At 66.4% G+C, this 21,997-nt stretch carries 22 protein-coding genes and 1 pseudogene; 16 read left to right on the top strand and 7 right to left on the bottom strand.

Going from position 1 to position 21,997, the window contains the following annotated elements; translation table 11 throughout:
• The 5 genes from LXM94_RS04850 to LXM94_RS04830 form a co-directional block, all read left to right on the top strand.
• The coding region (locus LXM94_RS04850; RefSeq protein WP_235770022.1) for an isochorismate synthase at positions 1–839 on the top strand (839 nt) is incomplete at its 5' end.
• On the top strand, positions 836–2,467 hold the full coding sequence (locus LXM94_RS04845; RefSeq protein WP_235770021.1) for a (2,3-dihydroxybenzoyl)adenylate synthase: 1,632 nt from the start codon (positions 836–838) through the stop codon (positions 2,465–2,467). The genes LXM94_RS04850 and LXM94_RS04845, both read left to right, overlap by 4 nt.
• A complete protein-coding gene (locus tag LXM94_RS04840) occupies positions 2,464–3,105 on the top strand; it encodes an isochorismatase family protein (protein WP_235770020.1) in 642 nt (213 codons plus the stop codon). Before LXM94_RS04845 ends, LXM94_RS04840 begins: the two co-directional genes overlap by 4 nt.
• A gap of 56 nt (positions 3,106–3,161) precedes the next feature.
• Positions 3,162–3,887 carry a 2,3-dihydro-2,3-dihydroxybenzoate dehydrogenase gene (locus LXM94_RS04835; RefSeq protein ID WP_235770019.1) on the top strand — a complete coding sequence of 242 codons (726 nt, stop codon included), beginning with the start codon at positions 3,162–3,164 and terminating at the stop codon, positions 3,885–3,887.
• Between the two features lie 102 nt (positions 3,888–3,989).
• Entirely contained in the window at positions 3,990–4,976 is a 987-nt protein-coding gene (locus tag LXM94_RS04830; RefSeq protein ID WP_235770018.1) for a LacI family DNA-binding transcriptional regulator, read from the top strand.
• A gap of 41 nt (positions 4,977–5,017) precedes the next feature.
• Here LXM94_RS04830 and LXM94_RS04825 read toward each other — a convergent pair whose 3' ends face one another.
• The 6 genes from LXM94_RS04825 to LXM94_RS04800 form a co-directional block, all read right to left on the bottom strand.
• The gene (locus tag LXM94_RS04825) at positions 5,018–6,283 is read right to left on the bottom strand and encodes an ABC transporter substrate-binding protein (protein WP_235770017.1); all 1,266 of its coding nucleotides are present in this window, start codon (positions 6,281–6,283) and stop codon (positions 5,018–5,020) included.
• Between the two features lie 25 nt (positions 6,284–6,308).
• Positions 6,309–7,145: a carbohydrate ABC transporter permease gene (locus tag LXM94_RS04820; protein ID WP_235770015.1), complete on the bottom strand. Its 837-nt coding sequence runs from the start codon at positions 7,143–7,145 to the stop codon at positions 6,309–6,311.
• On the bottom strand, positions 7,142–8,056 hold the full coding sequence (locus tag LXM94_RS04815; RefSeq protein WP_235770014.1) for a carbohydrate ABC transporter permease: 915 nt from the start codon (positions 8,054–8,056) through the stop codon (positions 7,142–7,144). The genes LXM94_RS04820 and LXM94_RS04815 overlap by 4 nt, the downstream gene beginning before the upstream one ends.
• Complete coding sequence (locus tag LXM94_RS04810) at positions 8,049–9,212, bottom strand: ABC transporter ATP-binding protein (RefSeq protein ID WP_235770013.1); 1,164 nt, start codon at positions 9,210–9,212, stop codon at positions 8,049–8,051. Before LXM94_RS04810 ends, LXM94_RS04815 begins: the two co-directional genes overlap by 8 nt.
• Positions 9,209–10,039, bottom strand: a complete 831-nt coding sequence (locus LXM94_RS04805; RefSeq protein WP_235770012.1) for a metallophosphoesterase family protein — start codon at positions 10,037–10,039, stop codon at positions 9,209–9,211. Before LXM94_RS04805 ends, LXM94_RS04810 begins: the two co-directional genes overlap by 4 nt.
• Before the next feature lie 361 nt (positions 10,040–10,400).
• A complete protein-coding gene (locus LXM94_RS04800; RefSeq protein ID WP_235770011.1) occupies positions 10,401–12,011 on the bottom strand; it encodes an FAD-dependent oxidoreductase in 1,611 nt (536 codons plus the stop codon).
• Between the two features lie 139 nt (positions 12,012–12,150).
• Here LXM94_RS04800 and LXM94_RS04795 point away from each other — a divergent pair, with 139 nt between their 5' ends.
• Genes LXM94_RS04795 through LXM94_RS04780 form a run of 4 tightly spaced genes read left to right on the top strand, consistent with a single transcriptional unit; the run spans position 12,151 to position 16,011 of the window.
• Positions 12,151–12,684 carry a cupin domain-containing protein gene (locus LXM94_RS04795; protein ID WP_235770009.1) on the top strand — a complete coding sequence of 178 codons (534 nt, stop codon included), beginning with the start codon at positions 12,151–12,153 and terminating at the stop codon, positions 12,682–12,684.
• 3 nt (positions 12,685–12,687) lie between these two features.
• Positions 12,688–13,476 (top strand): aspartate dehydrogenase domain-containing protein, encoded by a 789-nt coding sequence (locus tag LXM94_RS04790; RefSeq protein WP_235770007.1) that lies wholly within the window; start codon positions 12,688–12,690, stop codon positions 13,474–13,476.
• Positions 13,476–14,279, top strand: coding sequence for an alpha/beta fold hydrolase (locus LXM94_RS04785; protein WP_235770006.1), 804 nt, complete (start codon positions 13,476–13,478; stop codon positions 14,277–14,279). The genes LXM94_RS04790 and LXM94_RS04785 overlap by 1 nt, the downstream gene beginning before the upstream one ends.
• On the top strand, positions 14,269–16,011 hold the full coding sequence (locus tag LXM94_RS04780) for a cobalamin-dependent protein (protein ID WP_235770005.1): 1,743 nt from the start codon (positions 14,269–14,271) through the stop codon (positions 16,009–16,011). The genes LXM94_RS04785 and LXM94_RS04780 overlap by 11 nt, the downstream gene beginning before the upstream one ends.
• 21 nt (positions 16,012–16,032) lie before the next feature.
• On the opposite strand, the gene LXM94_RS04775 is transcribed toward LXM94_RS04780, so the two are convergent.
• On the bottom strand, positions 16,033–16,248 hold the full coding sequence (locus LXM94_RS04775; protein WP_408015584.1) for a hypothetical protein: 216 nt from the start codon (positions 16,246–16,248) through the stop codon (positions 16,033–16,035).
• A gap of 297 nt (positions 16,249–16,545) precedes the next feature.
• Between LXM94_RS04775 and LXM94_RS04770 the strand changes: the two genes are divergently transcribed.
• The 7 genes and pseudogenes from LXM94_RS04770 (at position 16,546) to LXM94_RS04745 (ending at position 21,990) form a co-directional block, all read left to right on the top strand.
• Positions 16,546–17,517 (top strand): thiamine pyrophosphate-dependent dehydrogenase E1 component subunit alpha, encoded by a 972-nt coding sequence (locus tag LXM94_RS04770; protein WP_235770002.1) that lies wholly within the window; start codon positions 16,546–16,548, stop codon positions 17,515–17,517.
• Position 17,518: 1 nt separating this feature from the next.
• The gene (locus LXM94_RS04765; protein WP_235770001.1) at positions 17,519–18,493 is read left to right on the top strand and encodes an alpha-ketoacid dehydrogenase subunit beta; all 975 of its coding nucleotides are present in this window, start codon (positions 17,519–17,521) and stop codon (positions 18,491–18,493) included.
• Between the two features lie 56 nt (positions 18,494–18,549).
• Positions 18,550–18,951, top strand: a pseudogene (locus LXM94_RS26285) (biotin/lipoyl-containing protein); the annotation flags it as partial.
• Between the two features lie 9 nt (positions 18,952–18,960).
• Positions 18,961–19,797, top strand: coding sequence for an alpha/beta fold hydrolase (locus LXM94_RS26280; RefSeq protein ID WP_408015583.1), 837 nt, complete (start codon positions 18,961–18,963; stop codon positions 19,795–19,797).
• A gap of 74 nt (positions 19,798–19,871) precedes the next feature.
• Positions 19,872–20,195, top strand: coding sequence for an NIPSNAP family protein (locus tag LXM94_RS04755; RefSeq protein WP_235769999.1), 324 nt, complete (start codon positions 19,872–19,874; stop codon positions 20,193–20,195).
• A gap of 2 nt (positions 20,196–20,197) precedes the next feature.
• Entirely contained in the window at positions 20,198–21,055 is an 858-nt protein-coding gene (locus tag LXM94_RS04750) for a hypothetical protein (RefSeq protein ID WP_235769998.1), read from the top strand.
• 11 nt (positions 21,056–21,066) lie between these two features.
• Positions 21,067–21,990 carry a 3-hydroxyacyl-CoA dehydrogenase NAD-binding domain-containing protein gene (locus LXM94_RS04745; protein WP_235769997.1) on the top strand — a complete coding sequence of 308 codons (924 nt, stop codon included), beginning with the start codon at positions 21,067–21,069 and terminating at the stop codon, positions 21,988–21,990.
• Positions 21,991–21,997 lie beyond the last annotated feature (7 nt).

Genomic DNA, 21,997 nt, shown 5'->3' with positions numbered 1-21,997 from the left:
ATGCCGCCGCCGTCCGGCAGGCCCTCGACATCATGGAGCAGGAGGCCGGACGGCCGGCGGCCCTGGCCAAGATCGTCCTCTCGCGCAGCCTCGTTGCCACCGCCGAGCGTCCGATCGACCTCGACCTTCTGCTCGTGCGGCTGTCCCTCGATCCCGCCGTGACCGCCTTCCTGGTGCCGCTTCCCGATGGCGGCGGCGCCCGGCGCGTGCTTGCCGGCGCGACACCCGAACTGCTGCTTGCAAAGGAGGGAAACCGAATAAGCTCCCATCCGCTTGCCGGGTCGGCAAAGCGCCAGCGCGACCTTGCCGCGGATGCGGCCGCGGCTGCGGCGCTCGGCCGGTCCGAGAAGGACCGGCGGGAGCACGACATCGTCGTCGAATTCATCCTCGACACGCTCGCTCCCCATTGCCGGACGCTTTCGCGCCCGGACGGCACGACTCTCGTCAGCACGAGCAGCATGTGGCACCTCGGGACCCGTATCGAAGGCGAACTGCGCGACGCGGAGCACTCCTGCGTCGCGCTGGCGGCCGCCCTTCATCCGACGCCTGCCGTCTGCGGTGTGCCGCGGGATCGATCCGCGGAAATCATCGCGCAACTGGAGCCGCATCGCCGGGATTTCTACGCCGGTACGGTCGGATGGTGCGACGCTCGCGGCGACGGCGCCTGGTATGTGTCGATCCGCTGCGCGGACGTTTGCGGCCGTCAGGCACGGCTCTACGCCGGCGCCGGTATCGTCCCGCAGTCCGATCCTCTGGCGGAAGCGGAGGAGACCGGGGCGAAATTCGGTGCGTTTCTCGCTGCCCTCGGTGTGAATCTCGACGGGGAGGCTGTTCGATGAAACCGATCCAGCAAATATGGCCCGAACCGTTCGCCGAGCGCTATCGGGCCGCCGGATACTGGCGGGGCGAAACATTCCCGGCCATGCTCCGCCGACAGTCGGAAGAGCGCCCCGACGCCGTGGCGATCGTCGACGGCGCGCGGCGATGGACCTATCGCGACCTTCATCGCCGCGCCGAGGCCCATGCCGCGGGCTTTCTCAAGCTTGGCCTGGCGCCGGGAGAACGCGTGCTCGTCCAGCTCGGCAACGTGGCGGAGTTCTTCTCTGCCGTGTTCGGCCTGTTCAGGGCGCGGCTCGTGCCGGTCTACAGCCTTCCCGCCCACCGGCTGACCGAGGTGGTGCATCTCGCCCGCCGCTCCGAGGCGGCCGCCTATATCGCCTGCGACGACTATGACGCCTTCGACTATCGCGCACTTGGCCGCGAGCTCAAGGCCGAGGTGCCGGGCCTGCGCAACGTGATCATCGCCGGCGACCCGCAGGAACACCTGCCGCTCGACGGCTGCGTCGCCGAGGCGGCCGGGCTTCCGGCTGATCCAGAGCCGTCGTCGGTGGCTTTCCTGCAGATTTCCGGAGGCAGCACCGGGCTTCCGAAGCTCATCCCGCGGACGCACGACGACTACATCTACAGCTGCCGTGCCAGCAACGAAATCTGCGGGGTCAGCGACAGGAGCGTCTACCTCGTCGCGCTGCCGGCGGCGCACAATTTCCCGATGAGCTCGCCGGGCCATTTCGGCGCGCTCCATGCCGGCGCCCGCGTCGTGCTCGCCGCCTCCGCCAATCCGGAGACCGCGTTTGCGCTGATCGAACGGGAGCGCGTGACGATCACCGGCCTCGTGCCGCCGCTTGCGCTGCTCTGGATGAAGGCCGCGGAAAGGAAGACACACGACCTTTCCAGCCTCGACGTGCTCCTGGTCGGCGGCGCCAAGTTCCTGCCGGAAGCGGCCCGTCGCGTACGGCCGACGCTTGGCTGCACCCTGCAGCAGGTCTTCGGCATGGCGGAGGGGCTGGTCAACTATACCCGGCTCGGCGACCCCGACGAGATCGTCATCAACACGCAGGGACGTCCGATCAGCCCGGACGACGACGTGCGCGTGGTGGACGATGACGGGAATTCCGTGGCGGACGGCACGCCCGGTCACCTGCTGGCGCGCGGCCCCTACACGATCCGTGCCTATCACGACGATCCGGCCGCCAACGACAGGTCGTTCACCCCCGACGGATACTATCGCACGGGCGATGTCGTGCGCCGGCTCCCCGGCGGCTATATCGAGGTTCTCGGACGGGCGGGCGACCACATCAACAGGGCCGGCGAGAAAATCTCGGCGGAGGAGGTGGAAGACCACCTTCTGGCGCATCCCGACGTGTTCGACGCCGCACTGGTGTCGATCCCCGATCCGTCGCTCGGCGAACGGAGCTGTGCCTTCGTCATCGCGCAGAAGGAGGGGATGAAGCCCTCCACGCTCAAGGCCTGGATGCGCCAGCGCGGCATCGCCGCCTTCAAGGTTCCGGACCAGATCGTCTTCGTCGATCGTTTCGCAACGACGGCCGCAGGCAAAGTGAGCCGCAAGGAGCTCCGCGCGCAGCTCCGCGACGATTTTCTGACGTCGAGCAGGGAGAACCCGGCATGAGTTCGAAAGGTTTGCCGACCATCGCATCCTATTCCCTTCCGTCCGGCGAGACCCTGCCGCCCGTCCGGGCCCCTTTCGTGCTCGAGCGTGACCGCGCAGCGCTTCTGGTGCACGACATGCAGCGGTATTTCGTTCGTCCCTTCGCTGCCGACGTGTCGCCGATGGCAGAGGTCGTCGCCAATATCGCCTCGCTGGCGCACGCTTGCCGCGCCACCGGCGTGCCTGTGTTCTATACGGCGCAAACGGTCAACCAGGACAGGCGCGACCGGGGACTCCAGGCAGACCTCTGGGGACCGGGCATGCGCGATCCCGAGGAGCATCAGCCGATCCTGCCGGAGATCGGGCCGGAGGCGGACGATATCGTCCTGACGAAGCACCGCTACAGCGCGTTTCAGCGCAGCAATCTGGAGCGGCTGATGCGCGTTCGCGGCCGTGACCAGCTCGTCATCTGCGGCATCTACGCCCATATCGGCTGCCTGCTGACGGCGGCCGATGCCTTCATGCGCGATATCGAACCGTTCTTCGTCGCCGATGCGGTCGCCGACTTCTCACGCGAGAAGCACGAGATGGCGCTTTGCTATATTGCCTCCGTCTGCGGCGTTCCCTGCACCACCGCGGCAGTCGAGGCGGCACTATGACCGGGAACACACGATCCCCCGGCCCTCTCTATGGCCTCGGCGGGAGGATTGCCTTCGTGACGGGGGCGGCCGGCGGCATCGGGCGTGCGGTGGTAACGGCGCTGAGCACCGAGGGCGTGGAGGTCGTCGCCACCGATCTCGACGTCTCCGCCATTCCGGATCTCACGGGCGTGCGGCGCGAGACCCTTGACGTTGCGGACCCCGATGCGGTCGAGGCTCTCGCGACCATGGTCGAAAAGACGCTGGGGCCGATCGACCTCGGAGTCAGCGTTGCCGGCGTGCTGGCAACGGGCCTTGCGGCGGAAACGACCGATGCGGAATGGCGGCGTGTCTTCGGCGTCAATGCTGACGGGGTCTTCCACGTCGGGCGTGCCCTCGCCCGCCGCATGACGCCGCGGCGACGCGGCAGCATCGTTACCGTCAGCTCGAATGCCGCCGGTATCCCGCGCCATGCCATGTCGGCCTACGCCGCTTCCAAGGCCGCGGCGACCATGTTCACGCGCTGCCTCGGCCTCGAACTCGCACCCCACGGCATCCGGTGCAACATCGTCGCTCCGGGGTCGACGCTCACCCCGATGCAGACCGGCATGTGGGCCGATCCGGAGGGTGGTGCGCGCGTGATCGCGGGCTCTCTCGAGACCTTCAAAAGCGGCATTCCCCTCGGCAAGCTCGCGACACCGGAAGATGTGGCGGACGCGGTGCTGTTCCTGCTTTCCGACCGGGCGGCGCACATCACCATGACCGATCTCTATGTCGACGGAGGCGCGACGCTTCGGGCGTGAAAGACGGAACCTGCGGACGACTTGAATGCAGCTGTCTCCGCATCCGTCGCACAGCTGTCACCCGACTGTCCTATTCGACCTCACTTCGAGAGAGGATACGGCATGACGACCTTGGCTGACGTTGCGGAACGGGCGGGGTGCTCGATAGCGGCGGCCAGCCGGGCTCTAAATGCCAGAGGCGCCGTCAGCGAAGGGCTGCAGCGGCGCGTCCGCAAGGCGGCGACGGAACTCGGCTATCGGACTCTGCCGCTCCTTGCACGCCGTCACGGTCGCCGACCCGTGGTCGGCGTCCTGATACCGAGCATCACCAACCCGGTCTTCGCCACATCGCTCTCCAACATCCAGAACCGGATGCTGATCGCCGGGCATGCGGTGCTGATCGCCCAGTCCAACTATGATCCGCTGCAGGAAGCGGGCGCCATCGCAGCCCTGCTGTCGGAGCGGCCGACCGGCCTCATTCTGACGCTCTGCAACGCCGAAGGCGAGATCAACCGCGGCCTAGACCTGCCGCCGACCGTGCTTCTGAACAACCTTCCGACAGACCGCTTCCCGGCTGCAGTCACCGTCGACAACCAGGAGGCCGGACGAATCCTCACCCGACACATCCTCCTGCACGGGCACGAGCGGATCCTGTTCCTGTCCGGCAACTTCCAGGGCTCGGACCGCGCGCGCCTGCGCTATGACGGCTATCGCGAGGTGATGGAGCAAAGCGGACTGCCGCCGCTCGCGCCCTTTCAGATTCCCTTTATCGGCAGCTATGAACAGATTGATCTGTCTGCCACCCTCTGGGACACCCGACCAACCGCCATCATCGCTTCCAACGATCTGCTGGCCTTCGGCGTCATCGGCGCGCTGAGAAAGCACGGCTACCGCGTTCCCGAAGAGATTTCCGTCGCCGGCTTCGACGGCATTGCCGTCGGTCAGTTGATGTCCCCGCGACTGACCACGATCGAGATGCCGGATGCGAGCATGGGGGCGGTCGCCGCCTCCCTGCTGATCGACATGACGGAGAACGGCGCGCCGTCACGCCATCTCCAGATGGGCTTTACACTGCGGCAGGGCGAGACCGTCCGTGCCGTCCGGACATGAGCACCCCCGCCGCCCGGGCGGCGGGGGGGGGGTGCGAACCGTCAGCTCCGCGGCAGCAGGCGTTCAACCTCGCCGGCGGCGTCATCCAGCGCTTCCTTCGGCGTTGCAGACTGTTCAACGACGCGCGCCGTGTTGTCGACGATCGCCTGCGTGACGCGCACGCCGTTGCTTCCCGGAAAGGCATACCACGGGATCATGCGCGGCATCTGCTTGAGGCCTGCCTGGAACAGCGGATTTTCCTTGTAGAAATCGCCCAGATATTCCGGTGACTGGGCCGCAAGTTCGTTGTTCGGCACGTAGCCGGTTCCCGGCACCACGACCGACGCGCCGTAGGGGCCGGCCGCGAACTTGGCGAACTTCCAGGCGGCCTCCTGCTTGCCGGCATCGCGGGTCAGGATCACCACGGCGTTGCCGCCGGTCGGCAGTTTGCCGTTGACGGGGTCGAGAAGCGGGATTTCCGCGGTGCGCAGGTCAAACTTTCCGCCGACATTCTTGATGGTGTTGCGCAGCGCGCCGGTGGTCTGGAAGGCAAAGCCGATCTTGCCGGCCACGAAGGCCTGCTCGCCGGCCTGCTTGGTGAAGACCGGCATGCCCGCCTCCTTCACCATGCGGTCGATCACCTCCATGGCCTTCTGGCCTTCCGGGCCGTTGAAGGCGACCTGGCTCTCGTCTTCGCTCAGCATCGTGCCGCCGGCGCCGAAGAGCAGTGCCGAGAACATCCAGTCGTCACCCTGCCAGCGGTAGTCGATGGAGTCGACGCCGTTGCCGAGCGCCTTGATCCTGGCGCCGAGCTCGATGACCTCGTCCCAGCTCTTCGGCGGGGCGTCGGGATTGCCGCCTGCCGCCTTCACCAGATCCGCATTGTAGTACATGATCGGGTTGGACGTGGCGAAGGCGAGGCCCACCTGCTTGCCGTTGACCTGCGCGAGCTTCAGGATGTTGTCCGAGAAGCCCTGGTCCGCCATGCTGCCGTCCTTAGCGATGAAGGCGGCCATATCGACCGGAATGTCGCGCTCGTTGAGCATGCGCAGACGGTTGAGGCCGATGAAGGTCAGGTCCGGCATTTCCGCTGTGCCGGCCTGGCGCATGATGGTCTGGATACCTTCCTCGTAGGTTGCCGACGGATTGGCGAACTGGATCTCGATGTCCGGATTCTCCTCCATGAACTTGGCGGAGATCGTGTCCATCACATCCTTGAAGAAGCCCGGCATCGGGTAGTGGACCGTCAGGACGGTCTCGGCATAGGCCGGCACGGCGAGCGAGAGGGAAACGGCCGTTGCCGCCAGTATCTGTGTCAAATGCTTCATCGCAGGTCTCCTGGTTGAGCGACCGTCAGCCCTTCAGCCCGGTCATGGTTATGCCCTCGACGAAGCGTTTCTGCGCAAGCAGGAAAGCGATCACGAGGGGAAGCGTTATGATGAGGGTTGCGGCCATCAATGCGCCGTAGTCGTCTCCGGCCTCCGCGGCGCGGAAATAGAGCAGCCCGAGCGGCGGCGTCGCATAGGCCTGGTTGCTGACGACGATCAGCGGCCAGTAAAGATCGTTCCAATGCGCCACCACCGAGAATATCGCAAAGGCCGTGATCGCCGGCCAGGCATTGGGCACGATCACGCGCGCCACGATCCCGAGTTCCGACATGCCGTCGAGGCGCGCCGCATGGATGAGGTCGTCCGGCATGGCCCGGAAGAACTGCAGGAACAGAAAGATGGCGAAGACCGAGATCGAGAAGGGCGCCACCAGTGCGGCATAGCTGTTCAGCATCGCCGCCCCGTCAAACGCCACGTAGAGCGGCAGGGCCGTCGCATGGATCGGCACCAGGAGGCCCAGCATGACGAGCGCCATCATCAGCCTTGCGGCAGGAAAACTGAGCTTCGCCAGCGCATAGGCGCAGGGAACGGCGACGCAGACCTGGATGACGAGGACGAGGCCGCACACGATGACGCCGTTCAGCAGCAACGCCGGCATGGACACCCGCGAGAAGGCCTTGGCGAAGTTCTCAACGAAGAAGAACTGGTCCGGGATGAGGGAGAGCGACGAGGTGAAGATCTCGCTCTGCGCCTTGCCCGCGGTCGACAGCATGAAGATATAGGGTGCGAGAAACACCACCGCACCGAAGACAAGCGCGGCGAGACGCAGGAGGCGGCCAAGGCTCAATGACCGGTCCGTCATGTGTAATGGACCTCGCGATCGAGCAGGCGATATTGCACGAACATCATCACCACGAGAACCGCCAGGAAGACCACCGTCATGGCCGAGGCATAACCGACCCGCAGATAGACGAACCCTTCCTGATAGATGGTGAAGAGCAGCACTTCCGATGCCTTGTTCGGGCCGCCTTCCGTCAGCGTTTTCACCGTCTCGAAAACCTTGACCGCATTGATGACGCTGATCGTCGCGACGAAAAGCGTTGTCGGGCCGAGCATCGGCCAGGTCACGAGCAGAAAGCGGTCGAGCGGGGATTTGGCACCGTCCACCTCGGCCGCCGCATAGAGATCGCGCGGGATCGCCGTGAGCCCTGCAAGGAACAGCACCATGTTGAAGCCGGCGCTCTGCCATATGCCGATGATCGCCAGGCTGACGAGCACCGAATCCGCAGAGCCCAGCCAGTTCGGCGTCGGCAAGCCCGCCAGACCGAGCAGGGCATTGACCGGTCCGATAGACGGATGCAGCAGGTATTGCCAGACCGTCGCCATGGCGACGAGCAGGGATGCCACGGGAAGAAAATAGGCCGTGCGGAAGAAGGCTCGGCCGATACTCTCGCTTTCGATCAGAAGTGCGATGGCAAGTCCGAGGAACAGCGAGGCCGGTGCCACGATTGCTGCATAAACGGCCGTGTTGCGGAGAGACTGCCGGAAGGTCCGGTCGGTCATCAGCTCGGCATAGTTCTCGTAGCCGACAAAACGATAGTTGCTGTAGCCCAGCTCGAAGTCGGTGAACCCGAGGAAGACGACGGCGGCAAGCGGCGCAAGCACGAAGACGGCCATCAGCGCGATAGCGGGACTCACCAGAAGCCAGGCCGCCCGGGTTTGGCGGATCGTCCCGATGTCGGACGACGGCGTCAGCGTCGCGACGTTAGCCATGGACGCTCTCCCGGCTGAGTATGCGCACCGGTTCGGCGGCGATGCGCCGGCCCTGCGCGTCGAAGACCATCATGCGCGCCTGATCCGGCACGACGGCCACGGGCATGCCGAGCGCCATGTCGGCAGCCTCGCCCGGCGCCGCCTTGGCGACGACGACGTCCTCGCTGCGGTCGAGGCGGACCGAGACGATCACCTCCGAACCGAGGAACTCGAGGCGCTCGATCTTGCCGGCAAGGCCGGACCTCTGGCGGGGGAGGACGCGCAGGTGCTCCGGGCGGATCGCCAGCGTGACGAGGGAGCCTTCGGGCAGCGGCTGGCGGAGAGAAAGCGTCGCGTCCCCGAGCATCACGCTTTGATGCGCCGCCACCCGGCTTTCGATCGTGTTGATCCGCGGCTGCCCGATGAAGCGCGCCACCTCGAGATGGGTCGGGTCGTCGTAGATCTGTTGCGGCGAGGCGATCTGCAGGAGACTGCCGGCGATCATCACCGCGACCCGGTCCGCCATGGACAGCGCCTCCGCCTGGTCATGCGTCACATAAAGCGTCGGAACGCCGGCCCGCCGATGGAGATCGACGATCTCGCCCCGGGCGTGAACCCTGAGATTGGCATCGAGATTGGACAAGGGCTCGTCCATCAGGAAGAGCGCCGGATGGCGGACCATCGCCCGGGCAAGCGCCACGCGCTGACGCTGACCGCCCGACATCTGCCCCGGTTTCCGGTCGAGGAGATGCTCGATTTTCAGGGCGCGCGCCATTTCGTCGACCTGTTGCCGGATCGCCGCGCATGCCTGCTTCTGGCCAGGCAGCAACGGACCGACGATCGGCAATCGCCGGGCGCGGCTCAGCTGTCGCATGGCAAGCGGCACGGCAATGTTCTGCCCCGCCGTAAGATGCGGATAGAGTGCATAGGACTGGAACACCATGGCGACGTTCCGGTCAGCGGCCGGCAGGCCGGTGAGATCGCGCCCGCCTGCGGCGATCGTGCCGGACGATACCTGCTCCAGCCCCGCCACAATACGCAGCAGCGTGCTCTTGCCGCAGCCCGACGGCCCGACGAGCGCGATGAACTCGCCCTCCTGCACTGCGAGGCTGATACCCTTGAGTATCGCGTTCTCCCCGAAGGATTTCGTCACCTGTGACAGGACGAGCGCGCTCATCGGGCGGCCTCCTTCGCCGTGGCGAGCATCGGATAGACCTCGTGGAACACCTCGTCGAAGACATGCGCCATCATGCCGGGCACGGCGACGATCCGGCTCTCGACGCCGTCGCCGAGGTCGTGCACCACGGCCCCGACGACGCGCCGACCCGGCATCTCCCGTTCCAGCTTGTCGATGACGAAGGCTGCGGACGGCCCCCAGGTCAACGCCGTCGCCCCGAGGGTGCCCTGCCAGGCCCAGTGCAGATGGCCCGATGCAACGAGCGCGACATCGTTTCCGGCCATCGCATCGAAGATCCGCCGCCGTTCCCTGGGCCGGATGCCCCAATAATCCGTGTCGCCCTCCAGCGGATCGTCGACGAAGAGCGGCTTGTGCGTGAAAAGCGCGATCCGTCGACCGGCCGCCGTCGCGATCGCTTCGGACAGCCATTCGAGCTGGCGGTTCTCGGCCTCGTTGCCGTGACCGATCAGCAGGGTGTTGAAGCCGATCAGCCGCCAGCCCGTCGTATCCTCGATCCACCGGTCGGGACCGACATGCGTCTCCCAGCGTCGCAGCCTGTCCGGCGTCACCGGCTGGAGCGTTCCGGGGAGATGTCCGACGTCGTGATTGCCGGGCACGAGCAGCATCGGAACCCGGACCTGCCGCATCAGTTCCATCGAGAAACGCAGTTCCTGCTCGTCGTCCGCGCCGTCGACCGTCAGGTCGCCCGTGTGGACAACAAGGTCCGCCTCCTGCTCCTCGATCCACGCGCACAGCGGCGCCCAGTTGCCGAGGAAATGGCGTTTGCTCTCGCTGAAATGCGTATCGGTGATCTGGATGATTTTCACGCGCTGCTCCGGTGCGGGGGCTTGAATCCCCTGCGGTGATAGCGGCGGTGCTTGTCAGGCGGATTGCAGGCTTTTCCGCACCCGTTCCAATTCCGTCATCGGATTGTCATTTTGTCGGTACCGGAGTGGAAGGTGCTCGACATCGTCTGCTGGGGCTGAAGATCAGGCCCCTGGGTTCTCTCGTGACGGCCCGAGCGCAAAATCGGCATCTCGGCTCCTGTTCCCGGCATGGTGCCGTGCTTCTGAGCCGAAAAACACTTATCTCAACCGTTCAATTTTCGCGAACTGCCTCTCAACGTTGGAGCCAGGGGTCGTTATACGCAATGCCGGCCCGTGCTCCGCAACCGGGCACGAGCATCGATCACCGGTTTTGCCTCAGGATCGTTTCCGATGCGATGTAACCCCAGGTCATGTTGGGGCCGATCGTGGTGCCGGCGCCGACGGCGCGCGTGCCGAAGGGATTTGCCATGGCAAGGCCCGCGGCATAAAGGCCGGCTATCACCGATCCGTCCGGCCGCAGCACCTGCCCCTGTTCGTTGGTCCGTGCGCCCCCCTTCGTGCCGAGGATCGAACGATTGAGGCTCATGCCGATATAGGGCGGCTTGTCGATGGGCTTCAGGCGGTTTTCGGGACCGTGGGCCTTGTAGTCCTCCCAGCCGCTTTCGCCGCGTCGGAAGTCCTCATCACAGCCGTTGGCGCAGAAGGTGTTCCATCGGTCTATCGTCTCCTGCAGAACCGCTGCCGGAAGGCCGAGCTTTTCGGCCAGATCCGGAATGGATTGTGCCTTCTTGACCCATTGCGGTTCATAGGACGCATACCAGCGGAAAGGCAACGACGTGCCGAGGAAACGATGGTCGCCGACGAGGTAACACGGCAGATGTACCGGCGTGCCGTCGGCGCCGCGCCTGTCCAGCGCTTCGCCGATATTGAAATCATTCTCGCTGACGAAGCGCCTGCCGTGACGGTCGACGACGATGGAATGCGGTTCGGCCTGGAAGGTCATCGGCAGCCCGTGCGGGCGGCCCTGATAGCGTGTCGGCAGACAGGGATAGACATTCGCCTGGTCCATGAGGTCGAGTTGTGCGCCGGCAGAGGCGGCAAGCTTCTGGCCGTCGCCCTCGTTGCTGCGCGGGCTGCCGATCCGGTCGAGCGGCCCCGGGAAATGGCGCGCGCGCATCTCCGGATCCCATTCGAAGCCTCCGGACGCGATGACGACGCCGCGCCCTGCCATGACCGTCTGCTTCCGTTGCCCGCGCTCCAGTTCGGCGCCGATCACCCGTTCGGCGGCATCCTGAACCAGCTTCACGGCGCGCGTTTCCGGCCAGAAGGTCACCCCGGCATCGAGACAGCCGCGGATGAGGCCCGTCATGAGGGCCGTCCCCTGTCCGCCGGAATTGGTGAGCCAGCGGCGGAGGAGCTTCGGCCAGAGCTTTAGACCGGCGCGGATCGGATGGTGATAGAGGTCATGGTCCACAACTTCCTGATAGGTGAAGCTGTGCGGCAGCGTGGAGCGCCGGAGACGACACGCGAAAGGCCCGAGGATGCGGCGGCTAAGCGGCATGGGCGAGACCATGCGGCCGACGAGCTTGCCGCCCGGCGCCTCGGAAAAGGGATCCGGCTCCTTCACGAGACGGAAGTCGAGCGGCGTGTTCTCCGCGAGGAACTTCAGCATGTCGGGGGCGCGTTCCACGAAGGCGGACCAGCGGGCGTCCTCCTTCTCCAGCCAGCCGTCCGGCGACACCGCCCGGAGATAGGCGATCGCCTCCTGCCGACTGTCGGCAACGCCGGCTTCCGCCGCCACGTGGTTGGCCGGGATCCAGACGCCGGAGCCGGACATGGCGGAAGTCCCGCCCAGCCACGCGCTCTTTTCGATGACGAGAACCTTGAGTCCGCCGCGCGCCGCCCGAAGCGCCGAGGCGCAGGCCGCGGAACCGGAGCCGATCACCAGAACATCGCACGAATCCATCACCATTCCCCATTCGCTGCATGCGGAGTATACGAGCATGCAATTTAATCTGTCTACTATTGTGTCGACACTTTTGCCGCACTATGGTTTCCCAGCCCCGAGAGTTCCATCCATCCCTCGAAAAAGAGCAGGAAGGAAAAGAGACATGGAGAAGACCACGCTGCCGCCGGCCGCATCCGGTGTTCACATTTCCGGCCCCGACGCGCGCGCGAGTTACTGGCAGCCGGTGCCGGCGAACGGCCATATCGACGTCGCGCTCGCGCCGCACATTGTCGGGATGGAGCATCCCTTTGCACTCGGCACGCAGTCGGTCGCGCCCGGCGGTTATGTGCGGGAGCATACGCACGACCGAAACGAGGAAGCCGTCTACGTCATCGAGGGCCATGGCCGTGCCGTGGTGGATGGCAAGGAATATCCGATCGGCCCGGACAGCGTGATCTTTCTGCCGAGGAACACCCGCCACATGTTCATCAATGACGGCGAGGTTAGATTGCGCTGGATGTGGCTGATCGTGCCGAACGGACTTGAGGACTTCTTCCGCCTGATCGGCCGGCCGCGCACGCCGGGGGAACGCGTGCCGTCCAACTTTCCCCGCCCGGAGAACGTGCTGGAGATCGAGCGCCGGACCGTGTTCGGCGCCGACCTCAAGGACAAGTTCGACCCGACGAAAGGCAGCTGAACCGTGCAGCCCGCCGGCCCCGCGACAGTTGGACTGATCGGCTTCGGCGCGCTCGCGCGTCAGATCGTCGACGCCCTGCCGGCGACGATCGGTTGGGTCGTGCTTGTCCGAGACGTTACGGCCTGCGCCCTTCCGCCGCGCGTGCGCGCGGTCGCCGACCTGCCCGAGCTGATCGCTGCGGCACCGGACGCGGTGGTGGAAGCCGCCGGGCAGGAGGCCGCCAGCGCCTATGTTCCGGACCTTCTCGCTGCGGGTATCCCCGTCATCGTCGCCTCCGTCGGCGCGCTTGCCGACCCGTCGCTCCGCGCAAGGATCGTCGCGGCGCGGAGGGCGTCGAAAACGGATATCGTTCTTCCGTCCGGCGCCGTCGGCGGCCTCGACTATCTGGCGGCTGTCGCAGCTCTGCCCGACGCGCGCGTCCGCTACACGTCGCGCAAACCGCCGGCCGCCTTCGCCGAAATGCTGGCGGCGCACGACCTTGACGGAGCAACGGGCGAAAGCGTGCTGTTCGAAGGTACAGCGGACGAGGCGGTGAGGCGGTACCCGAAGAACCTCAATGTCGCGCTCTCCATCGCGCTCGCCGCACATCCGGCTCCGGTCGAGGTCCGCGTCGTGGCGGACCCGGCGGCAACCGGCAACGTGCACGAGATCGTCGTGACGAGTGCGGCGGGTACGGCGAACCTGCGCTTTTTCAACGCACCGCTGCCGGGAAACCCGAAAACCTCGGCGATCACCGGGCTCAGCATCGCCGCGACGCTGCGCAAGCTGCTGCAAGGCGTGGGGAAAGCCTGATGCCTGCTCTCGTCGCCGCGGACGACTGCCGCATCCATTACGACACCTTCGGAACCAACGGGCCCCGCGTGCTGCTGGTGCCGGGGCTCGGGGGCGACGGACGATTCTACGCGGGCGTGGTGGCGGCACTTGAACGCGACCACCGGCTCATTGTCTTGGACCACCGCGGCGCCGGCCGCAGTGACCGGCCGGAAGGGCCGCAGTCGATCGAGACGATCGCTGCCGACGCCGCGGCCCTTCTCAAGGCGACGGGCGGCCCGGCCCATGTCGTCGGCCATTCGACGGGCGGTGCGGTCGCCCAGGTGCTGGCGCTCGACCACGCTGCCTGCGGCCTCAGCTACACGATCAGCAGCTCCTGGGCACGGGCCGACACGCGCTTCCGCACGCTCTTCACTGCCCGCGCCGAACTGCTGGAGGCAGGTCTCTTCGAGAGCTACCAGCGCCTCACCCATGTCTTCGGCCATGAGCCTGATTATCTCGCCGCCAATGCCGTCCGGCTGGAGGCGGCGGTCACGACCGCACGCGAGCTCCTTTCGCCCGCTTCCATCGCTGCCGCACGGGTCCGCATGCTGCTCGACCACGACCGCCTCGACGACCTGCCCATCATCCGGGCGCCGGTGCTGGCGATTGCGGCAGACGGCGACATTCTCATCCCGCCATCGCTCACCCGGCAGATCGCGGAAACTATTGTCGGCGCGGAGCTGGTCGTCGTATCCGGTACCCATTTTCATCCCATGACCCGTGCCGAGACCTTCGCCGGCCTCATTCGCCATTTCATAACCAGAGTGTCCGATGCCTGCTGACGCCCAAGTGCCCGCCCTCGTCGATCCGAGTCTCAGGCCCGGTGCCGAGCTTGTCGCCGCCGGCCGCGCGATGGCCCAAAGCTGGCGGCTCGGCTCCTGCCCCTTCCTGACGGAGAATTCCGTCGCTTCGGAAGCCGACTGGAAACGCAGGGCAACGGCCGAGAAGCGGATCATGCAGCACGCCCATATCGGGTTTCGCGACGTCAACCGCACGATAGAGGCTATTCGTGCCGTACACGGCACCTGCGCAGAGCGCGGTGTCACGGTGGACCGTTTCGGCATCACGCTCGACTGGTCGATGGGCTATCCGGATGCGATGCGCGCCAACGCCTCCCGTGGTACCGGCATCGTGCTGACGGGGCCGGAGGATTTTGCCCGCATCACCCATGCGGCACCGGCAGCGGCGCATTTCGGCGACTTCATGCTCGGCCTGCCGGGCGCGATCGAGAACACCCGCGCCGCAATCGCGGCAGGTGCGACGGCGGTCGGCAATCTCGGCCAGTATTTCACCTTCCGCCTGCCCTATTGGGACGACGACGTGGCGACAACGGAGGCGACGGTGACGGCGCTCGGCCTCATCGCCGCGCAGGAGGCCGAGATTCTCGTGCATTCGAATCTTGACGACGGGTTTGCAGGCCTCTTCGTCGACATGGCCTGCGCCCTCGGCATGGTGATCGTCGAGAAGCATATCGTCGAGGATCTGATCGGCGCACGCCTCGCCCATTGTTACGGCCACCATTTCAGTGATCCCCTGTCGCGCATGGCCTTCCACGCCGCTCTGGTGCGCGTCAACGACACGCCGGGCACGATGATCTTCGGCAACACGGTTGCCTACCAGTCGGCGCCGGCCGGCAACTATGCGAGCCTCGCGAGCTATCTGACGGCCGATATCCTGGCGCTTGGCCGCTGGCCGGCCGGCCATGCCATCAATCCGGTGCCCGTGACGGAAAACCAGCGCATTCCGGATGTCGACGAGATCATCGACGCACAGACCTTCGCACATCGCCTGACGCTGCATGCACCCTGCTACGATCCGATCCTCGACTGGACGAAGGTCGAGGCCATGGCCGGCGTGCTGGTCAATGGCGGTCGGCGCTTTGCGGAGGCGGTGCTCTCCGGCCTCGAAGAACGCGGCGTGCCGAGCGCCGACCCCGCCGCACTGATGCTCGCTATCCGGCGCATGGGGCCGAAGCGCATGGAGGCGCTGTTCGGACCCGGCACCGAAAGCGGTCGCGGCCGGCGGCCGCTCATCCACGCCGAGTGGGCTCGCGAGCTCAACGAGAAGGCGGAACACTGGGTCGCGGCACAGCCGCCGCTCGTCGTTCCCCGACGTCTGACGGTCTGCATCGGCACCACCGACGTGCACGAACACGGCAAGTATCTGGTCGAGCAGGCCCTCGAGGGACTCGGCGTGGCGATCGCGGATGCCGGCGTCGCGGTCGATCCCGAAGCGCTGGTGGCGCACGCCATCGCATCCGGCGCCGACGCGATTGCCATCAGCACCTATAACGGCGTCGCGCTCTCCTACGCGAGGGCTGTTAAGGCCGCCATGAGGAAGCAGGGGCTCGCTCTGCCGGTCCTGATCGGCGGACGGCTGAACGAGGTGCCGAGGGATTCCAATTCCGGCCTGCCGGTCGACGTGACGCGGGAGATTGCCACGCTCGGCTGCCGTCCCTGCGCCGATCTCGACCAGATGCTGGCGGCGTTGACCATCGACCTGCCGGCCGCCTGACGGAAAAGCGTCGCCAAGCCGTCATGCCGCCGTCAGGGTGGAGCCCGCCGCGAAGGAGGATTCGCCGCTTGCCCGCCAGAGGATCGCCTGCGCGGTCTCGATCGGCTCGGCGACGCGGTTCATCGGTGCCCGCGCATCCAGTACCCTCACGAACCTCCCCGGATCCGGATGGGTCTCCGGCATGCGGTCGAAACAGCTGGACCAACTGGCACCCGGCACCGCAGCGTTGACGCGGATATGCTGCCGGCATGGTGGAAGGCCGTGTCATAGGTGAGCGCCGCCGTTCGCGGCCGTCGCCGGCACCGCCAGCTGGCCGTCGCGATCGACTGCGAGCACCATGGTGCCCTGGGGCGAACAGCTCCGCGGTCGCGCGTCCGATGCCGGCGCCGGTTACGATTGCGATCCCATCCTTCAAACGCATGGGTTCATTCTCCTTCCGGACTTTCCTTTCGATTGTTTGCGGCCATTGTGCAGAACGGCTTGCAAAGTGTCGACACTTTTGTATTAAATTCTTTCATGCATTTGGAGGCATCGGTGAAAAACACACCTTCGGTCGAGGATCATCTCGAAATCTACCGCAAGATGCTGCTGGTCCGGCATCTGGAGGAGGGGCTTGGAACGCTGCACAAGGAAGGCCGCACACGCGGACCGATCCATCGCTGCGACGGCCAGGAGGCGGTCGGCGTCGCGGCCACCGCGGTGCTCGAGGCCGGCGACAAGGTGGCGACGACCCATCGCGGCCATGCGGTCTACATCGGCAAAGGCATGGCGATGCGCCCGGTGATCGCCGAGATCTTCGGGCGCGCAACGGGCGCCTGCGCCGGCCGGGCTGGCCACATGCTCATCGCCGACGCCGGGAAAGGCGTCATCGGCGGCAATGCCATCGTCGGTGCCGGTATCCCGGCCGCGGCCGGAATGGCGCTCTCGATGCAGGTGCTCGGGCAGCCGAACGTCGCCATGTGCGTCTTCGGCGACGGCGCCGCCCAGACCGGTATCTGCCACGAGGCGATGAACATGGCGGGCCTGTGGAAATTGCCGATGGTGTTCGTGCTGGAGCACAACCAGTTCGGCCTGACGGTTCCCTCCGACGTCCAGTCGCCGGTCGAAGATCTCGCCATGCGCGCCGCGGGCTATGCGATGCCTTCCGAAATCGTCGACGGCAACGATGCGGTCGCCGTCTACCGCGCCGTCGCCGCGATGGCCGAACGGGCACGCCGCGGCGAGGGCCCCGGCATGGTCGAATGCAAGACCTATCGGGTCGAGGGCTTCTCCACCTCCGACATGGGCGGATACCAGAAGCCCGAGGATATCGCCGCCTGGAAGGCGCGCGACCCTCTCGCCCGCTCCCGCAGAACCCTTCTTGCGGATATCGAAGAGGCCAGGCTCATGGAAATCGAGGCTGCGGCGAAGGCGGAGGTCGACGCGGCCTTCGCACTCGCTCTTGACGACCCCATGCCCATTTTCGCAATCGACGAAGCCTGCAATCCCTACAGCGAGGCGCACTGACATGGCCCTGATGCGATATGCCGAGGCGCTGAATGCCGCGCTCCGCGAGGAAATGCTCGCAGACCCGTCCGTCTTCCTGTTCGGCGAGGACATCGGTCGCTATGGCGGCGTGTTTAAGGTCACCAGGGGCCTGAGGGAGGAGTTCGGCGACATGCGCGTGCGGGACACGCCGATCTCGGAACAGGCATTGACCGCGATGGCGGTGACGGCGGCCATGACCGGGACGCGGCCGGTGCTCGAGATCATGTATGCCGACTTCGTGCCACTCTGCCTTGACGCCCTCGTCAACCAGGCATCCATCTACAACTACATCTGGAACGGGCAGGTGAAGATGCCCTTCGTGCTGCGCACCCAGGGCGGCGGCGGCGCGGGAGCGGGCGCCCAGCACTCCAAGGCGCTCGATTCCATGCTCGCGCATATCCCGGGCATCAAGGTCGTGGCGCCCTCCACGCCTGCCGACGCCAAGGGCATGCTGAAGGCGGCGATCCGCGACGACCAGCCGGTGGTCTTCCTGGAGCACAAGCTGCTCTACAACACCCGTGGCGAGGTGCCGGAGGGTGATGTCGTCGAGCCGCTCGGCAAGGCCCGCATCGTGCGCGAGGGCACGGATGTCTCGATCTTCGCGACGTCCAAGATGGTGGTGGAGGCGGCAAAGGCCGCCGACCTTCTTGCCGGCGACGGCGTGTTCGCCGAGGTCATCGATCTGCGCTCGCTCCGGCCGCTCGACGTCGGCGCCATCGTCGCCTCGATCGCCAAGACGCATCATGCGGTGGTCGTCAACGAAGGCTGGCGCTTCTGCGGTTATGCCGCGGAGCTCTCTGCCACCATCATGGACCATGCCTTCGACGAACTGGACGCGCCGGTCGCCCGTGTCGCCCTGCCCGACATGCCGATTCCCTATTCGGAGCCACTGGAGACGGCAATGCTGCCGAACGCCGAGACGATCCGCTCCGCCGCCCTTGCGACACTGAAGTGAAGGGGAAGGCAGTGGCAACCCATCCGATCACGATCGAAAGCGCCGGCGGCGAATATATGGAATCCGTGCTGGTCGTCGCCTGGGCCGCAAAGCCTGGCGATCACCTCAAGACCGGCGACCTGCTTGTCACCGTCGAAACGGCGAAAGCGGCAACGGAAATTGAAGCCGAGCGCGACGGCTGGTTGACGGAGATCTTTTTCGAAGAGGGACAGGAGGCTCCGGTGGGTGCCGTGCTGGGCACGCTGTCGGACAGCGAGATCACCGGCATCGGAACAGCGGCGACGACATCCGGCGCGGTGGCGGCCGGTGCTCCTCTTTCGACGGCCGCTCCCGATGATGGCGTTGCCGCCGCCGCGAAGGCCCGCGTCGTCGCAAGCCCGCTCGCCCGCCGGCTTGCCCGCGCTGGCGGTCTCGATCTCGGCGGGATCGCCGGCACCGGCCCCCGTGGCCGCATCAAACAGCGCGACGTGGTGGCGGCCCTCGCCGACGAAGCCAGGCAGGCAGGCAGCCTCGTCGAAAAAGCGGCCGGTGAAATCCGCGCGGCGGCGGTCCGGAAAGCAGAGCCCCCTGTGCGGGTGAGCGACCCGACCGTTCTGCTGCACGGTTTTGCGGCCGACCGCACCGCCTGGCGGCAGGTGATCCCGCTGTTGCCGGCGGATGTGGAGGCGGTAGCGCTCGACCTGCCCGGCCATGGTTCGCAGGCGGCCGCCCCCGCTTTCGGCATCGAGGCGATCGCGCTTGCACTTTCCGACCGGCTGGAGGCGCTCGGCATTTCGCGCGCCCATGTCGTCGGCCATTCGCTCGGCGGTGCGGCCGGGCTGGCGCTCGCCGCGCTCGGCCGCGTAGCGGTTCGTTCGGTAACGCTCTTTGCGCCCGGTGGCCTGGGGCCCGAGATCCACGGCGGCTTCGTTGCCGGCCTCACCGAGGCTTCGTCACCCGAGGCGCTCGACCAGTGGCTCGGCTTCATGGTGGCGGACCGCTCCGTCCTGCCGGACGGCTATGCCCGCGCGGCGCTGAGGCAGATGCAGCGCACCGGCAATGCCGCGACCCTTCGGGCCATGGCCGACACGCTTTTTCCCCATGGAACGCAGGCGTTCAGCCTCGCGCAGTCCCTTGCCGGCCTTGCAGTTCCGACCCGGATCGTCTGGGGCCGTTCGGATCGCGTTGTGCCTGCCGGCCATGCGGCACGCGCGCCGGGCTTCGCGGCGGTGCACCTTCTCGACGGCGTCGGCCATGTTCCGCAGATGGAGGTTCCAGCGCTTGCCGCCCGCCTGATCTCGGAAACCGTCAGAAGCGCCGGTTGAAGGCCTCTCCACCCCGGCACGGGGCGGCGGACCGGGCGGACGCAACCGCCCGAAACATGAATAAGGAAAATGACATGATCTTCGATCACCGAACCTATACCGCCCGCCCCAACATGCTGCCGCATTTCCTGAAGCTCTACGAGGACGTTGGACTGCCGATGCAGCGGCATTATCTGGGCGAACCCTTCGGTTTTTTCCAGACGCATATCGGCGACCTTTCGCGCACCGTGCACCTGTGGAAATATGACAGTCTCGCCGACCGCGAAGCGCGCCGCGACCGGATGGAGGCCGATCCCGAGTGGCAGGCCTATCGCCGCAAGGTCATCGAGACCGACTATCTCGCCGACATGCGCAACCAGATCCTGAAGCCGGTCTCCTTCTTCAATCCCGGGAAATGAGCATGCACCTTCTCTTCTCGGCCGAAGGACAGAGTTGGCCGATCCGGCTCGCCGGCGGCGCGGAGCGCACATGCCGCGCACTCGTCGCCGCGCTGCCGATGCCGCTGCAGCTGCACACGCCCAAAATCGCCGGCAGCCACATCTACTGGCACGCACCCTTCGTCGAGGACGTCGAGGGCGCGACCCATGTGCTCGCGGCCGAAGCCGGCGCATTCATTTACTGGCCGGTGCGGCAGTTCCTCGAAATCACCTTCGCGCCGCTGCAGGCCGAGAACGCCGAGATCACCGTGCTCGGCCATCTGGACGCACCGGTCGACGGCATCGCCGCACTCGCGGCCACGCTCAGGCGCGAGGCGGGCAGACGCATGCTGACCGGAACGCTGGCCGCAACCGGAGCGGTCGAACCGGCGCCAAGCCCGGCGTCGCCGCTGCCCGAGACGCTTGTCGCCGCGCTGCGGGCGCTCTGGTCGGCATGTCCCGACGACATTGTCCGCGTGACGACTTCCCGGGCCATCATGCATCCGGCCGGTCCTGTCTTCATGGCGGAATCCGAAGCCCGCGTCCTTCACGAACTGCTCTGGTGGCTGCGCGCGGCGCGCAGCCGGCGTGACGAAACGGTCCTGCGCCAGACCGCGGCGATCGCACTCGACAAGACGGCCACGCGGTTGCGCGACTTCTGCCACATGGCGCAGACGCCGGACCTCCTATTCCGCCTGTCGATCGCAATGGAAGAGCCGGGGCTGCCCTTCGGAGCCCTGATCGACGAGGCCATCCTTGCCGCGGGACGCATCGGCGCCTGGCTCGACCTTCTCATTCCGTGGAACGGCATCAACGAAGCCTTTCGCAAGGCCCTGGACTGAAGGAGCGCATCATGGACAAGCTGTCGATCGGCATCATCGGATTTGGGGTCATCGGGCAGCGCTGGGCGGCCGCTTTCGCCCATGCCGGCCACGATGTCCGCGCCTATGATCCCGGCGGAGGACGGGAAGCGGCCTTCACGGATGCCCTGCCCGGCCTGATGGCCGATCTCGATGCATTGGCGGGGCCTTCCGAAACGCCCGGATCGATCCGGCTCTTCCCGTCCATGGCGGAAGCGCTTTCCGGCGTCGGCTTCGTGCAGGAAAGCGGCCCCGAGGACATCGCCATAAAACGGCTTCTGCTCGCCGAGATCGAGACCCATGTGGATGACGAGGTCGTCATCGCCTCTTCCTCCTCGGCGCTCCTCGTTTCCGACATGCAGACCGACTGCCGCATCCCCGGGCGGATCGTGCTCGGCCACCCGTTCAATCCGGCCCACCTGATGCCGCTCGTCGAGATCGTCGGCGGCAGGGCGACGGACGAAAAGGCGATGGCGACGGCGCGCTCCGTCTACGAGGCGGTCGGCAAGAAGCCGGTAACGCTGAAACGCGAGATCACCGGGCACCTGGCGCTGCGTCTGATGGGGGCCATGTGGCGCGAGGCGATCGCGCTGGTGCGCGACGGCGTCGCATCGGTCGAGGACGTCGATCGCGCCTTCATGTACGGCCCGGGACCGAAATGGACGCTGCAGGGTTCCTTCATCTCCAACCAGCTCAATGCGGCGGGCATGGAGGATTTCCTGCGCAAATACGGACCGACCTACCAGGCGATCTGGGACACGCTTCTCGATGCGAAGCTCGACGAGCCGACCATCCGTGCCGTCACCACGTCGACAGCCGAAGCGGTGCGTGGCCGCACCCAGGAGGATTTGCGCGAATCCCGGGAGGCCGGCCTGGTCGGCATTCTGCGGACTGTCGCCCGCCACGGCGCGCATTGATCCGCGA

Source organism: Rhizobium alarense (assembly GCF_021555155.1).
GTDB lineage: Bacteria > Pseudomonadota > Alphaproteobacteria > Rhizobiales > Rhizobiaceae > Rhizobium_D > Rhizobium_D alarense.
This window is presented reverse-complemented; position numbering and strand designations above follow the sequence as displayed.

What these genes read in the sequence shown, in the direction of transcription:
- LXM94_RS04785 (WP_235770006.1), top strand. Translation starts at nt 13,476, where the DNA reads ATGCCTGCTCTCGTCGCCGCGGACGACTGCCGCATCCATTACGACACC.
- LXM94_RS04840 (WP_235770020.1), top strand. Translation starts at nt 2,464, where the DNA reads ATGAGTTCGAAAGGTTTGCCGACCATCGCATCCTATTCCCTTCCGTCC.
- LXM94_RS04745 (WP_235769997.1), top strand. Translation starts at nt 21,067, where the DNA reads ATGGACAAGCTGTCGATCGGCATCATCGGATTTGGGGTCATCGGGCAG.
- LXM94_RS04755 (WP_235769999.1), top strand. Translation starts at nt 19,872, where the DNA reads ATGATCTTCGATCACCGAACCTATACCGCCCGCCCCAACATGCTGCCG.
- LXM94_RS04820 (WP_235770015.1), bottom strand. Translation starts at nt 7,145, where the DNA reads ATGACGGACCGGTCATTGAGCCTTGGCCGCCTCCTGCGTCTCGCCGCG.
- LXM94_RS04845 (WP_235770021.1), top strand. Translation starts at nt 836, where the DNA reads ATGAAACCGATCCAGCAAATATGGCCCGAACCGTTCGCCGAGCGCTAT.
- LXM94_RS04765 (WP_235770001.1), top strand. Translation starts at nt 17,519, where the DNA reads ATGGCCCTGATGCGATATGCCGAGGCGCTGAATGCCGCGCTCCGCGAG.
- LXM94_RS04800 (WP_235770011.1), bottom strand. Translation starts at nt 12,011, where the DNA reads ATGGTGATGGATTCGTGCGATGTTCTGGTGATCGGCTCCGGTTCCGCG.
- LXM94_RS04825 (WP_235770017.1), bottom strand. Translation starts at nt 6,283, where the DNA reads ATGAAGCATTTGACACAGATACTGGCGGCAACGGCCGTTTCCCTCTCG.
- LXM94_RS04815 (WP_235770014.1), bottom strand. Translation starts at nt 8,056, where the DNA reads ATGGCTAACGTCGCGACGCTGACGCCGTCGTCCGACATCGGGACGATC.
- LXM94_RS04750 (WP_235769998.1), top strand. Translation starts at nt 20,198, where the DNA reads ATGCACCTTCTCTTCTCGGCCGAAGGACAGAGTTGGCCGATCCGGCTC.
- LXM94_RS04810 (WP_235770013.1), bottom strand. Translation starts at nt 9,212, where the DNA reads ATGAGCGCGCTCGTCCTGTCACAGGTGACGAAATCCTTCGGGGAGAAC.
- LXM94_RS04780 (WP_235770005.1), top strand. Translation starts at nt 14,269, where the DNA reads ATGCCTGCTGACGCCCAAGTGCCCGCCCTCGTCGATCCGAGTCTCAGG.
- LXM94_RS04795 (WP_235770009.1), top strand. Translation starts at nt 12,151, where the DNA reads ATGGAGAAGACCACGCTGCCGCCGGCCGCATCCGGTGTTCACATTTCC.
- LXM94_RS04830 (WP_235770018.1), top strand. Translation starts at nt 3,990, where the DNA reads ATGACGACCTTGGCTGACGTTGCGGAACGGGCGGGGTGCTCGATAGCG.